Origin of the sequence: Ruminiclostridium sufflavum DSM 19573 (genome assembly GCF_003208175.1) — a bacterium.
In the GTDB taxonomy this organism is placed as follows: domain Bacteria; phylum Bacillota; class Clostridia; order Acetivibrionales; family DSM-1351; genus Ruminiclostridium; species Ruminiclostridium sufflavum.
Genome location: NZ_QKMR01000015.1, coordinates 88,096 through 101,727 on the forward strand (window position 1 = coordinate 88,096; position 13,632 = coordinate 101,727).

Consider the following 13,632-nt stretch of genomic DNA (forward strand, 5'->3'; position numbering starts at 1 on the left):
AAAGTGACACACGTAATAATTTGTGTTATAATTTCGATTGTTAAGACTCTGGGTAGTATAAATATTCACAAAAATATGAATATACTATAAATATGCTAAATATAAATGAATTTAATGCTGCCGAAGTCCGATGTTAAACCGGTTTTCATTAAAATGGAGAGTCGTATTCAAGATACCAGAAGCAGCACTGCGGGAGTTTACGCCTGCAAGTGCTGTCTTATGCTGTAAGCTTTGGACTATGAAGCTGTGTAGTCTCAGGCTGTTAAAATACAGCTTTTTATATTTTAAATGAAAAAGGGTATATTATTTGGCAGGTTTAAAATAATTATAATATGGGAGGATATGTGGTAGTAGCTTTTATCACATAGTATTGGAAGATGAAAAAGATGATGATGGAAGATATGGTTGCATATTGCAATCAGTACGGGTTTATTTTTCAAGGAAGCGAGATATACGGCGGATTGGCTAACACATGGGATTACGGACCGCTGGGAACAAGGCTGAAGAATAATATTAAAGATGCATGGAGATACTTTTTTATTCAGAGCAGAGACAGCAGCTTTGAGTTAGATTCTGATATATTAATGAATCCTACTGTATGGAAAGCAAGCGGACATCTGGACAGCTTCTCGGATCCGCTTCTCGACTGCAAGGAATGTAAGACAAGACACCGTGCGGACAATCTTATAGGTGACTTCGATGAAGAGGCAAAGGCTGACGGAATGACTACCGAAGAAATGATTCAGTATATCAGAACAAATAATGTTCCGTGTCCGAAATGCGGCAAGTCAAACTTTACTGACATAAGGCAATTTAATCTTATGTTTGCCACTGAAAGAGGAGTAACACAAAATTCCACCAATACAATATATCTAAGGCCTGAAAATGCACAGGGCGAATATGTAAATTTCCTGAATGTTCAGAGAACAATGAGAGCAAAGCTTCCTTTCGGAATCGGACAGATCGGAAAGGCATTCAGAAATGAAATAACCCCCGGAAACTTCACCTTCAGAACAATTGAATTTGAGCAGATGGAATACCAGACCTTCTGCAAGAAGGGTACAGACGAGGAGCTTTATGCTTTCTTCAAGGATTACGGAATCAAGTTTTTCAATTTGCTTGGACTGCCAAGTGAGAATTTAAGATTCCATGACCATGAAAAGCTTGCACATTATGCAAAGGCTGCCTGCGATATTGAGTATCTGTTTCCTTTCGGATGGGGAGAAATTAACGGAACCCATAACAGAACCGACTTTGACTTATCAAGGCACTGTGAGTTCTCAGGAAAGAGATTGGATTATATAGATTTGCTGACAAACGAAAAGTATATTCCGTATATTATCGAATCAACCTATGGAGTAGACAGAATAGTTCTGGCTGTGCTGTTTGAGGCACTTCAGGAGGAAGAGCTGGAAAGCGGAGACACAAGGATTGTTCTCAAGATTTCTCCTGCATTGGCACCTATAAAGCTGAATGTACTTCCTGTAATGAAGAAAAAGCATGGGGAAAAAGCACTTGAAATTTATAATAATGTTAAAAAGCATTTCATGGCAACCTATGATGATGCAGGAAATATAGGAAGAAGGTACAGAAGAGGAGATGCTATCGGTACTCCGTATGCAATCAGTATTGACGATGACACAATAAATGATGGAATTGTAACCCTCAGAGAACGTGATTCTATGAAGCAAATCAGAATTAAAACCGAAGAATTGGTTGATTATTTAAATGACAAGGTTAAGCTGCCTGTAGTTTAAGCTGAAAGCATATTTGATGCCCTCTTTATCGGCAATTGAAGCAAGCATGTCTGTTAAAGAGGGCAAATATATTGTTTGGGCTATAACGGATATACGCCGGCAAAAAGGCAATTACTATCGGACGATAGCAATTGCCTTTTTTATGATACTTTGGACAGGTCGGAACCTGCGGAGAAGCATTTGTTCAAGGTATCATAGATTTTAATGCATTTTCCTGCCTTAAGGGAATTTTGGATATTAGAACAATGATTATAGAGTTCCTTATTAACGCACGCACATATATGGCAAGGAAGGCTTCCTGTGCATTGGCCTGTTACTATTCCTTCCAGCGCCTCCAGCTTGATAACGCTGCTGTTTAAGTCAAAGGAAACAAAATTTCTGAAATAATGCTTGAAATCCAAAACCTCGAAATTCAGGCAGGTTTCTTTAAATAACCACGGAGTCTGAGCCTCCTCTTCAATATAGGTTTTGCTTGACATATAAGAGGAATCCGGAATAATGCATGGAAGCAGTGAGCTGCAGGCCTCGTATTCACCATGGGAGCATATGTATTTTTTTATAAGCTTATCATAAGAGAGATAACGGCAAAAGGCGCATGACCTGTAAGATGTCACCTTATGCCTGTAATACAGCTTTGAACCGAATATCTGCATGAAATACAATCTATAGATAAAATCCATTGAAATTAAATTGGTTTTTTCCATCAGTCTTAAAAAGGAATTCAACCTTTTTTTAAAATATTCCATATATTTCCACCCCCTGAAAACAATTTTATCACTAAAGCCGAAAAAATGGATATATTTCCCGTAAAGTTTGATTGTAACCGGCTGCAGCCTCCTGAAATAAGAAAGGAATTGATTATAAAATAAAAGTTGGCTATTTTCATGTATGTTATAATTAAAAGAGTTATAATATATTTATTATGATTTTGATTTGAGGAGAACAGAAATGGGAGATTTCGTACATCTGCACGTACATACACAATACAGTCTGCTTGACGGAGCAAACAGGATAACTGATTTGGTGCAAAGAGTAAAGGAACTGGGAATGGACAGCTGTGCAATAACTGACCACGGTGTTATGTACGGTGTTGTTGAATTTTATAAGGAAGCCAAGAAAAACGGCATAAAGCCTATATTGGGCTGTGAGATATATACCGCAAAAAGAAGCATGTACGACAAGCAGGCAGGAATAGACTCGGATTACGGACATTTGGTTCTGCTGGCTGAAAGCTATACCGGATATAAGAACCTTATGAAGATTGTAACCTTAGGCTGTACTGAAGGCTACTACTACAAGCCGCGTGTCGACTATGAAACTCTCTCAAAATATTCCGAGGGGATAATAGCTCTGAGTGCATGCTTGTCGGGGGATGTTCCGGCAGCACTTTTAAATAACGATTATGACAGGGCAATAGAGCTTGCAAAAAGGCTTAACGATATATTCGGTCAGGATAATTTTTATCTTGAGCTGCAGCATAATGGCATAGCTGACCAAAATATGGTTAATCAGCAGCTTATCAGGCTGTCCGGTGAGCTTGATATTCCTCTGGTTGCCACAAATGATGCACACTATCTGATGAAGGAATCTGCGGCATCCCATGAGATACTTCTGTGCATTCAGACAGGAAAGACCATAAATGATGAAAACAGAATGCGTTTTAACACAGATGAGCTGTACATTAAATCACCTGAGGAAATGTACGCGCACTTTAAAAATGTGAAGCAGGCACTTGACAATACCGTTAAAATTGCCGAAAGGTGCAATGTTGAGCTGGAGTTCGGAAAGCTTCACCTGCCAAGCTTTGATGTAAAGGAAGGCTACACTCCCTATGAATATTTGAAGGAGCAGTGTTATAAGGGGCTTGCCGAAAGATACGGGGAAAATTGTGATGAAGCTGTAAGGCAAAGGCTCGAATATGAGCTGTCTGTTATCTCACAGATGGGTTATGTCGATTATTTTCTCATTGTTTGGGATTTTATAAGATATGCACGTGAGAAGGAAATTATGGTAGGGCCGGGAAGAGGCTCGGCAGCAGGAAGTATAGTTTCATACTGCCTGAAAATTACAAGTATTGATCCTCTCAAATATAACCTGCTGTTTGAAAGGTTTTTAAATCCGGAACGAATCAGTATGCCTGATATAGATATTGACTTTTGCTATGAAAGAAGGCAGGAGGTTATAGATTATGTTATCAAAAAGTACGGCAAGGATAATGTTTCCCAAATTATAACCTTTGGTACAATGGCTGCCAGAAATGCCATAAGGGATGTGGGCAGAGCGCTGGATATTTCATATGGGAATGTTGATACCGTTGCCAAAATGATTCCCTTCCAGCTGGGTATAACAATTGATAAGGCATTGGAGATTAACCCTGAGCTTAAGAAAAAATACAATGAGGAAGAGGAGACAAAATTGCTGATAGATATGGCAAGAAGCCTTGAAGGCTTGCAGCGCCATGCATCTACTCATGCGGCAGGAGTTGTAATCTCTAAAAAGCCTATTGTGGAATATGTTCCCCTTCAGATGAATGACAACAATGTAACCACACAGTTCACAATGGGTCTTCTTGAGGAGCTGGGGCTTTTAAAAATGGACTTTCTCGGGCTCAGGACGCTTACAGTAATAAGAGATGCGGCAGAGCTTATAGAACAGGTGCATAACAAGAAAATAGATATTTCGAAAATAGACTATGATGATAAAGATGTATATAAAATGATAGGAGAGGGTAAAACAACAGGAATATTCCAGCTTGAAAGCGGAGGAATGACTCAGTTTATGAAGGAGCTGCAGCCGAATTCCCTGGAGGATATCATTGCGGGCATATCCTTGTACAGGCCCGGTCCTATGGACCAGATACCCCGATACATAAAAAACAAGAACAATCTCGGAGAGGTGAAATATGATCATCCGCTGCTGGAAAACATATTGAATGTAACTTATGGCTGTATGGTTTATCAGGAACAGGTTATGCAGATTGTAAGGGAGCTGGCAGGCTACTCTATGGGCAGATCCGACCTTGTAAGACGTGCCATGTCCAAGAAAAAAATTGCTGTGATGGAGCAGGAGCGTAAAAACTTTATTTACGGGATAACAGATGAGGACGGAAACGAAGTAGTTAAGGGAGCAGTTAAGAACGGGGTAGATGAAGCTGTTGCAAATAAAATATTTGATGAAATGATGGATTTCGCAAGCTATGCCTTCAATAAATCACATGCCGCGGCATATGCCGTAGTCGCGTATCAGACGGCATGGCTGAAGCATTATTACCCCACTGAGTTTCTGGCGGCTTCATTAAACAGCTTTCTGGGCTCAAGCGATAAGGTTTCACAATATGTAAATGAATGTAAGGCACTTAATATACAGGTATTGCCGCCTGATGTCAATGAGAGCAGCGTTAAATTTACAGTAGTCGGCAGCAAAATTCGCTTCGGGCTTGCCGCAATAAAAAATGTCGGAGAGAATGCCATACTTTCTGTGATCAGGGAACGGTCGGAAAACGGATTGTTTACATCCTTTATGGATTTCTGCCAAAGAATTGACGGACGTGAGATTAACAAAAGATGTATAGAAAGCCTTATTAAGAGCGGAGCGTTTGACTCCCTCAATATATACAGATCAAAGCTGATGGCTGTGTATGAAGGAATTCTTGACGGAATAGCGCAATCAAGAAAGAAGAATATGGAGGGTCAGCTGTCTATATTTGATTTGATGCAGGAGCCTCAGGAATCAGTGCAGGAGGATTATCCGGATATTAAGGAGTATGCAGCGAATGTTTTGCTGGCTATGGAAAAGGAAATGCTGGGGTTGTATGTTTCAGGCCATCCGTTAAGCGAGTATCAAAGCATACTGGATAAAAATGTTAATCTATTCAGCAAGGAGTTGTTTGTTGACGATACTATTGCGGAAGATACGAACGAAATCGGGCTGAAAATGAAAAAACTTGAGGATTCTATGAAAGTTACAGTCGGGGGTATAGTTAACTCAAGAAAAACAAAAACTACAAAGAATAACAACCTTATGGCATTTATAGGTATTGAGGATTTGTTCGGTTCCATGGAAATAATAGTTTTTCCGACTATATACGAAAAATTTTCTTCTTTGCTGCAGATGGAAAGTGTGGTGATAATAAAAGGAAGACTAAGCTTGAGAGAAGACGAGCAGCCTAAAATAATATGTGAAGAGGTGTTTCCGATAAAGAGTCTTGAAAGGATGAATTCAGAGGAAAAGGGAGTGTATATGACCTTTGAGAAGCCTTTTTCTAAAGAGGAAAGCTCCTCTTTCAGAGCACTGCTTAAATATTTCAGCGGGAATACTCCTACTTACATCAGTATGAAAAATGAAAAAAATTTTAAAAAACTTGGAAGGCAATACTGGATTGATGTCAATAATGTTATAATAGAAGAGTTAGAATGTCGCTTGGGTAAGGAAAATATAATGTTGAAATAATATAAAAATAACATATTACAGTGCTTAATATTGATTTTTGGTGGAAAATAATATAATATAAATGTCGAGGTGGTTATATGGACAGCCTGGAGGATAAAATTTCCGGTGAGTATGTTGCTGTTAAGGCAGAGGAAAACGGAGTCACAATTATTGGTTTGACACGGGGAAGGGATACTAAATTTCATCATACAGAAAAACTTGATAAAGGTGAATTGCTGCTTGCGCAATTTACAGAGAATACATCTGCGATTAAAATAAGAGGTAAGGCTACTGTTTATTGCAGATATGGTACTATTCAATGCGGTGAATAACAATTTGAAAGGTAGTGTAGATTACGATGTGGACAGTGGTATATATGGCCCAGAGCAAAGAGGTGGCTAATCAGCTGCAGAATCTTTTGTCCAATGAAGGTATTCTAGTAAAATTAAGGCCAATTAGTAAAAATCATGAGAACAATGATAATTACTTTGAAGTCCTTGTTCCTGAGGCAGAAGTTGAGGAAGCACATAGCGTTATTATAGAAACGGGTTACTAATAAAATTATGTATGATAGCTTCGTGCATATATTGCTCGAAGCTATTGCTGTTTTTTAAAATAAATATATTTGTTGTGAAGCTTGGGTCAGTGTTAAGACCTACTCAAAATGAGATTCTAAACAATAAATATATTATTTTTTATGCCGATACCGGGAGAGAAGGTTAGCGAAAAGGAATGTGGATATTTGGCAGTAAATAGGCTGCGTACCTCCACGTTTACAACAATAATTTTAATGCGTATTTAGATGTGGAGGTTAGGATGGTTTATATTGATACACCCATAACAGTAAGATATGCTGAAACGGACAGAATGGGGATTGTTCATCATTCAAATTATGCGATATGGTTTGAAGCCGGAAGAACTGAGCTCATAAAGAAATGCGGTATCTCATATACAGAGGTTGAGGCAAAAGGAATACTTTTACCTTTGCTTGAGCTGAGATGCAGGTTTATCAGCTCGGCGGCATATGAAGACAGGCTTATAGTGAGAAGCAGTATCAAAAGCTATTCCAAAACAAGATTGGAATTTTTTTATCAGGTATTTAAGGAACAGGATATGAGTAAGCCCATAACCACCGGAGAAACAGTTCATGTGTGGACAAGCAGGGATTTAAAGCCTATAAACTTGCAGAAACATTTTCCCGAACTTTATCATATAATAAATATAAATGCTGCTAAGGATTTGGCTAAAGCTGATTACGGTTTATAAGCCTTCGTACGGGGAAACACCGGAGGATGAATAATTGACTTGCCAGAAAATACATCATTAATAAACGTAAAATCAGGTGAATATATTCAGGTGAATATATTCAAGTGAATATATGGAAAAAAATAATACTATCCGGCTGTTAAAGCAAGAATATATTGCATAATGCAATGAATTTATGGTAGACTATGCTTGCTTATACTTTGGCATATCAATGCGAAGCTGAATTTAGTAAATCAGGTGGTGATTCCGTGATAATTAACATTCCAAATATATTGACAGCATTAAGGCTGATTATTGTTCCTATACTTGGATATTGTATGAACAGTGAAATGTATATTCTTTCTATAATTCTTTTTACCGTAGGTGGAATTACCGACATTGTAGATGGATATATTGCAAGAAAATTCAACATGATAACAAAGTGGGGAAAGTTTTTTGATCCGTTAGCAGATAAGCTGATGCAAATAACAGCATTAACATTTTTGGTGATAAAGGATTTTATTCCTATTGTTGTTCTTATTATTGTGGTATTAAAAGAATTATTGATGCTGACAGGTGGGATACTTCTCTATACCAAGGGTAAAACCGTTATTGGTGCAAACTGGTACGGGAAGCTGGCTACCGTTATTTTTTATTTTGCTATTATTGCAACTATAATCCTTAAAATAGAAAGCTTAAGCAGCAGCTATACAATAATTGCTGTTAATATAGCTCTCGGATTGGCTGTTGTATGCACACTATTTGCATTAGTCAGATATATAATTATTTATTTGAGGTTTTCAAAGGATTATGACAAGGATGCCCAATCAAATAAAGATATTAAGCCGTAATATCCTGTCATACGGAAGGAATAAGTACATACATTCACAGCTCTGAGGTGTGTTGCTTTGCTGTGTTTGGAGGTTTTAAGGTACACTTGATGATATAGTGTACTTTTTTACTAGGATTTTTATACAAGTGCGCGTTTGGGTTAATATACAGTTAATAAATTAGTAATATTTTTATGATATAACTAATTTGGAGGGCACAAATGTTTGGATATATAATTCCAGAGAAACCGGAACTGAAGATGAAGGAATTTGATATGTACCGTGCTTATTACTGTGGAGTATGCAAATCCATAGGAAAGCGGCATGGTCAGATAAAGAGGATGACACTTACCTATGATGCTGCCTTCCTTGCTTTACTTCTGTGCTCTGTATTAAAGGTTGAAACAAAAATGAGGAAAGAACGCTGCATGATACATCCCACAAAAAAATCGTTTATTATCTTCAATGAAATAATTGATTATTCATCCGACATTAATATAATTTTAGCGTATAATAATATTGTAGATAAGTGGAAGGACGATAAATCAAAAACAGCATTAGCAGGCTTGGTCGGGCTTAAAAGAGCATATAAAAGGCTTACGGTAAAATATTCAGAAAAATGTGCTATAATAAGCAAAAGACTGGAGGAGCTTTCTCTTCTGGAAAAGGATAATTGCGATTCCATTGATGCTGCGGCCGAGCCTTTTGCAAGGCTTATGGAAGAGGTGCTGGACTATAAAAAGCTTGATGACAATACAAGACGGGTTCTGAGATGGATGGGCTATAATCTTGGGAAATGGATTTATTTGATAGATGCATTTGATGATTTGGAGGATGATATCAAGAATTCCAGTTATAATCCGTTTGTGACACATTTTAAATATGACGGGTCGGATGTAAGTGAATTCAGAAGTAAAATAAAGGAACAAGCCGAATTTACATTGCTATATTGCTTGGGTGAGACATCTAAGGCATTTGAGCTGTTGGAAACAAAAGAAAATAAAGGTATTTTAGAAAACATATTATATATAGGCATGTTGAGCAAGACTGACAAAATTTTATGCCAGAGGAGTTGTGTTAAAGGTGAAAAATCCATATGAGGTACTGGGAGTTAAAGAAGGAGCTTCTGAAGAAGAGATAAAAAAAGCATATAGAGAGCAGGTAAAGAAATATCATCCGGATCAATATCAGGATAATCCTCTTTCAAAGTTAGCGGAAGAAAAGCTAAGAGAAGTAAATGAAGCATATGAATATCTGACAAGAGGCCAGAGTGCGGCCAGCAACGGGTGGAACGGCAGAAATGCAGGAGCAGGTTCCAATCAGAGCGGAGGCTCGTACAATAACAGTACTTATAGTACCGGCGGGGATAATTTCGGTCAGGTAAGAATGAACATAAACAATGGAAATATATCGCAGGCAGAAGCCTTGCTGGAGGCTATCGGAAACAAGAATGCAGAATGGTTTTACCTGAGGGGCTTAATATTTATGAAAAAGGGCTGGTACAACGAAGCCTCAATGAATATAAAGCAGGCTGTAAATATGGATCCCTCAAATTTTGAATACAGAAATACATTAAACAGAATGAATTCCAGTAATAATATGTACAGGGGAAATGCAGGCTCCAGAGGATATAATTCAGGTCCAAGCTTCTGTGATATGTGCACATGTTTATGGTGCTCGGATTCCATGTGCGAATGCCTTGGAGGAGACTTGATATCCTGCTGTTAAAATATTTCGAAGTTTAATTATTTTTGTTCCTGAAAAGCTGAGGGGAGGCTATTATTTTTAAATGAATAACAATAAAAGAGTAAAAGGTCTTGCATCGGGAGGTATTCTGCTTGCTTTTACGGTAATATGCGTTTTCCTTGCATCTATTCTTCCTACAAGTGTGCTTTCTTTGTACGCTGTCAGCTCGTTATTTATTTCAGTTATTATAATTGAGTTCGGTACAAGGGCCGGTTGGACCTTCTATTTGGCATCGGGTATATTGTCGGCAGTTTTGGTGCCGAGACTTGAGGTGATACCGTTTATTGTTTTTTTTGGAATATACGGATTGATAAAATTTTATATTGAAAAAGTGCGAAGCAGGGTATTGGAGTATGTACTAAAGTATATTTATTTTAACTTATGTCTGGTGTTGGGACTGTTTTTCCTGAAGGAATTAATACTTGGCGGGATAAACCTCTCTGTGCCTGTTTATATTGTTGCTGCACTGTCGGAGGTTGTTTTTGTACTGTATGATTATGTGTATACCTCCTTTATAAGGTTTTATGGGACGAGCCTGAAACCAAGGCTAAAGCTGTGAGCATGTTTTAAAGCAGACGGACAGATTATACTGAGTTATGCGTGTACAATAAAATTGCGGAAATAATTGAAATAAAGCGCTGCGTATATTACAATAATTGTAACTACAGTGCTTTTTTGTTTTTATTTGCAAAGCCGTCGCGGAGGTTGCCTATGAGCCCAGCTTTTTCATATTCCATTGCTGTTTTTCTCATTATTTTTGTAGCAGGCTGTTCTGTAAATTTGCTGAGGCAGCATTATATATTTCAGCTGATTGGCATAGCCTTTTTCTTTACATATATAGTGGTTAATTCTGCCTTGTTTGTTGAAAGGACAATAAACGTAACCTTCAGACAGCTGTTCTACAGGTCGCTTCCAAGCCTTTTCGGCATGTCCGCATGCCTTATTTGCCTGACACTGGGAGTGTGGGTATTTCCTGCAATCAGAAGCAAATTCAAGGAATAGCTGCATAATTAACAAGAAAATTTGACAACCGGATAATAATTAACAGCCCTGATGACTCAGGGCTAATTTTATTTTAAATCATGATTAAAATGTAAATAGTACTAATTATTATGATATAATAAAAAATGTTTGTTGAATTTTGAAAAAATATAGTAATTGACTTTTTGACAATAAAAATAATTGATATTAATTATAACGGAAGGATTGGTTAATAATTATGAACGAAAAAGTAAAGGACATTGCAGTCAGAATTAAAGGCTTGAGGCTGTTGGCGGGAGATTCCGAAAAGGCAGTGGCAGGTGCGGTCGGATTGAAGGTTGAGGAATACTTAAAATATGAAAATGCCGAGGATGACATTCCCGTCAGTATATTATATGAAATAGCCGAATATTACAAGGTGGATATGACGGAAATATTAACCGGCACATCACCTAAGCTTCATGATATCAGCTTTGTAAAAAAGGGTGAAGGGTTAAAAATCGAGAGATATGACCAATACAAGTTTGAAAGTCTTGCGTACAAATATTCAAACAGAAAGATAGAGCCTTTGCTTGTTGAGCTTGACCCTGAAAATTCTCCCGAGCTTGTCTCTCATAAGGGACAGGAGTTCAATTTCTGCCTTGAAGGCAGGATGCAGGTGGTAATAGGCAAGGAAACCTTTAATCTTGAACCGGGTGATGCTTTGTATTTTAATTCCACGCTGCCCCATAAGCAGCTGGCATTAGACGGGAAGCCTGCAAAATTTGTAACAATTATTTTGCTCTGAAAATCAGTTTGGAGCTGAGAAGAAGGATTCAGTATAAAAAATATTAATTAATCAGCAGCCGGATACGCTGCAAAGGGGAAGCATAGATAATACACCGGTTGATTAGGTATTGGAGGATATATATAATGGGACTGGAAGAAAGATATTTAGAAAGAACCGAATTTGATTCATATGAGGATTTCAGCAGGAATTTTAAGCTCAGGGTTCCTGAAAATTTTAATTTTGCGTATGATATTATAGATGGATATGCAGAAAGTGAGCCTGAAAGACTTGCTCTTGTTTGGTGTGACGATAAGGGAAACGAGAGAAAGTTTACTTTTAGGGATCTGAAGTATTGGTCTGATAAGACGGCAAATTACCTTAAAGCAAAGGGGATTGGAAAAGGTGATAAGCTGATTTTTATTTTGAGAAGAAGGTTTGAATTCTATTTCTTTGCATTTGCTGCCTGTAAGATAGGGGCTGTTTTTATTCCGTGTACCAACCAGCTGATGAAAAAAGACATAGTATACAGGAACAACGCGGCAGGAGTTAAGGCGATTATTGCATACAATGATGATGGGATTCCAGAGCATGCAGACAACTCCAGACTAGATTCCCCGACAGTTGACACCTATATTATGGTGGGAGGAAGCAAAGAAGGCTGGTTTGACTATGACAGTGAAATTGAGTCCGCCGGGGCTGAATGGTCAAGACCGGAGGGTGACGGGAACACAACAAATGAAGATTTGATGATGATATATTTTACATCGGGAACAACCAGTATGCCTAAAATGGCAATGCATGATTTTACATACCCGTTGGGGCATATTGTGACTGCGAAGTATTGGCACAGAGTTGTAGATAAAGGACTTCACATTTCTGTCGCAGAATCGGGATGGGCAAAATTCGGATGGGGAAAGCTGTTTGGACAGTGGATATGCGGTGCTGTTCAGTTCCTGTATGATATGGAAAGATTTGACCCGTGTAATTTGCTTGAGAAGCTGTCAAAATATGATGTAAAAACATTTTGTGCCCCGCCTACAATTTACAGGTTTCTGCTGCAGCATGATATTGCCGGATATGATTTGTCGTCTCTGAATCATTGCTCCACAGCGGGAGAGCCATTGAATCCTGAGATATTCAACAGATTTAAGAATATAACCGGACATGAAATTCTTAACGGCTTCGGGCAGACTGAAACCACTGTCATTGTCGCGAATTTTGAGTGGCTTAAGGTGGATCCGGGTGCAATGGGAATGCCGAATCCTGCATATAATATTGACGTGGTGGATGAGAATAATAATTCCTGTCCGGCAGGTGAGGAAGGCGAGCTTGTAATAAGAGACGTAGATACCGCAAAGCCTGCGGGATTATTCTGCGGCTATTACAAGGACTCTGAGTCAACCGCAAAGGTATGGTATAACAATACGTATCACACAGGAGATGTGGTTTATAGAGACGAGCATGGTTTCCTATGGTTTGTGGGAAGAAATGATGATGTCATAAAGGCGTCAGGATACAGAATAAGTCCTTTTGAGGTTGAAAGCGCACTGATTGAGCATCCGGCTGTACTTGAGTGTGCGGTAACGGGAGCACCTGACAGTATAAGGGGAACTGTTGTTAAGGCAACTGTTACTCTTTCCAAAGGATATGAACCGTCTGAGGAACTGAAAAAGGATATACAGAATTATGTTAAGAAGGTTACCGCTCCGTATAAATATCCAAGAATTATAGAATTTGCAGATGAATTGCCTAAGACAATAAGCGGAAAAATAAAGAGAGCGCATATTCGTCACGAGGATAATAAAAATATGGCACAAAATAAGGGACACTAAATGATAAGCCCCTGAAATAATGGTAAGTTATTTAAATGTTCCTG

General features: G+C 38.3%; 13 protein-coding genes. 12 read left to right on the top strand and 1 reads right to left on the bottom strand.

Annotation, left to right across the window (positions count from 1 at the left end; all coding sequences use genetic code 11):
- Positions 1-377 precede the first annotated feature (377 nt).
- Positions 378-1,757 carry a glycine--tRNA ligase gene (locus tag LY28_RS12825; protein ID WP_110462596.1) on the top strand — a complete coding sequence of 460 codons (1,380 nt, stop codon included), beginning with the start codon at positions 378-380 and terminating at the stop codon, positions 1,755-1,757.
- 140 nt (positions 1,758-1,897) lie between these two features.
- Here the strand turns inward: LY28_RS12825 and LY28_RS12830 are convergent, their stop codons facing one another.
- Complete coding sequence (locus LY28_RS12830; RefSeq protein WP_110462597.1) at positions 1,898-2,503, bottom strand: hypothetical protein; 606 nt, start codon at positions 2,501-2,503, stop codon at positions 1,898-1,900.
- 202 nt (positions 2,504-2,705) lie between these two features.
- Between LY28_RS12830 and LY28_RS12840 the strand changes: the two genes are divergently transcribed.
- The 11 genes from LY28_RS12840 to LY28_RS12890 all read left to right on the top strand — a co-directional run bounded on the left by LY28_RS12840 (position 2,706) and on the right by LY28_RS12890 (position 13,588).
- Positions 2,706-6,206, top strand: coding sequence for a DNA polymerase III subunit alpha (locus tag LY28_RS12840; protein WP_110462599.1), 3,501 nt, complete (start codon positions 2,706-2,708; stop codon positions 6,204-6,206).
- 77 nt (positions 6,207-6,283) lie between these two features.
- The gene (mtrB, locus tag LY28_RS12845; RefSeq protein ID WP_110462600.1) at positions 6,284-6,517 is read left to right on the top strand and encodes a trp RNA-binding attenuation protein MtrB; all 234 of its coding nucleotides are present in this window, start codon (positions 6,284-6,286) and stop codon (positions 6,515-6,517) included.
- A 20-nt stretch (positions 6,518-6,537) separates the two neighbouring features.
- Complete coding sequence (locus LY28_RS12850; protein WP_479692085.1) at positions 6,538-6,741, top strand: LAGLIDADG family homing endonuclease; 204 nt, start codon at positions 6,538-6,540, stop codon at positions 6,739-6,741.
- A gap of 260 nt (positions 6,742-7,001) precedes the next feature.
- Positions 7,002-7,451 carry an acyl-CoA thioesterase gene (locus LY28_RS12855; protein ID WP_110462602.1) on the top strand — a complete coding sequence of 150 codons (450 nt, stop codon included), beginning with the start codon at positions 7,002-7,004 and terminating at the stop codon, positions 7,449-7,451.
- Positions 7,452-7,699: 248 nt separating this feature from the next.
- Positions 7,700-8,281 carry a CDP-diacylglycerol--glycerol-3-phosphate 3-phosphatidyltransferase gene (gene pgsA / locus LY28_RS12860; protein ID WP_110462603.1) on the top strand — a complete coding sequence of 194 codons (582 nt, stop codon included), beginning with the start codon at positions 7,700-7,702 and terminating at the stop codon, positions 8,279-8,281.
- A 200-nt stretch (positions 8,282-8,481) separates the two neighbouring features.
- The gene (locus LY28_RS12865; RefSeq protein ID WP_110462604.1) at positions 8,482-9,360 is read left to right on the top strand and encodes a DUF5685 family protein; all 879 of its coding nucleotides are present in this window, start codon (positions 8,482-8,484) and stop codon (positions 9,358-9,360) included.
- Positions 9,344-9,988, top strand: a complete 645-nt coding sequence (locus LY28_RS12870; RefSeq protein WP_110462605.1) for a DnaJ domain-containing protein — start codon at positions 9,344-9,346, stop codon at positions 9,986-9,988. The genes LY28_RS12865 and LY28_RS12870 overlap by 17 nt, the downstream gene beginning before the upstream one ends.
- Positions 9,989-10,049: 61 nt before the next feature.
- A complete protein-coding gene (locus LY28_RS12875; protein ID WP_110462606.1) occupies positions 10,050-10,565 on the top strand; it encodes a hypothetical protein in 516 nt (171 codons plus the stop codon).
- A 152-nt stretch (positions 10,566-10,717) separates the two neighbouring features.
- Positions 10,718-11,008, top strand: coding sequence for a hypothetical protein (locus LY28_RS12880; RefSeq protein WP_110462607.1), 291 nt, complete (start codon positions 10,718-10,720; stop codon positions 11,006-11,008).
- 217 nt (positions 11,009-11,225) lie between these two features.
- Complete coding sequence (locus tag LY28_RS12885) at positions 11,226-11,774, top strand: helix-turn-helix domain-containing protein (RefSeq protein ID WP_110462608.1); 549 nt, start codon at positions 11,226-11,228, stop codon at positions 11,772-11,774.
- 125 nt (positions 11,775-11,899) lie between these two features.
- Positions 11,900-13,588 carry an AMP-binding protein gene (locus LY28_RS12890; RefSeq protein WP_110462609.1) on the top strand — a complete coding sequence of 563 codons (1,689 nt, stop codon included), beginning with the start codon at positions 11,900-11,902 and terminating at the stop codon, positions 13,586-13,588.
- Positions 13,589-13,632 lie beyond the last annotated feature (44 nt).

Excerpts from the sequence above, each read along its gene's own strand:
- LY28_RS12840 (WP_110462599.1), top strand. The coding sequence starts at position 2,706 with ATGGGAGATTTCGTACATCTGCACGTACATACACAATACAGTCTGCTT.
- LY28_RS12885 (WP_110462608.1), top strand. The coding sequence starts at position 11,226 with ATGAACGAAAAAGTAAAGGACATTGCAGTCAGAATTAAAGGCTTGAGG.
- LY28_RS12875 (WP_110462606.1), top strand. The coding sequence starts at position 10,050 with ATGAATAACAATAAAAGAGTAAAAGGTCTTGCATCGGGAGGTATTCTG.
- LY28_RS12890 (WP_110462609.1), top strand. The coding sequence starts at position 11,900 with ATGGGACTGGAAGAAAGATATTTAGAAAGAACCGAATTTGATTCATAT.
- LY28_RS12865 (WP_110462604.1), top strand. The coding sequence starts at position 8,482 with ATGTTTGGATATATAATTCCAGAGAAACCGGAACTGAAGATGAAGGAA.
- mtrB (WP_110462600.1), top strand. The coding sequence starts at position 6,284 with ATGGACAGCCTGGAGGATAAAATTTCCGGTGAGTATGTTGCTGTTAAG.
- LY28_RS12825 (WP_110462596.1), top strand. The coding sequence starts at position 378 with ATGAAAAAGATGATGATGGAAGATATGGTTGCATATTGCAATCAGTAC.
- LY28_RS12855 (WP_110462602.1), top strand. The coding sequence starts at position 7,002 with ATGGTTTATATTGATACACCCATAACAGTAAGATATGCTGAAACGGAC.
- LY28_RS12830 (WP_110462597.1), bottom strand. The coding sequence starts at position 2,503 with ATGGAATATTTTAAAAAAAGGTTGAATTCCTTTTTAAGACTGATGGAA.
- LY28_RS12880 (WP_110462607.1), top strand. The coding sequence starts at position 10,718 with ATGAGCCCAGCTTTTTCATATTCCATTGCTGTTTTTCTCATTATTTTT.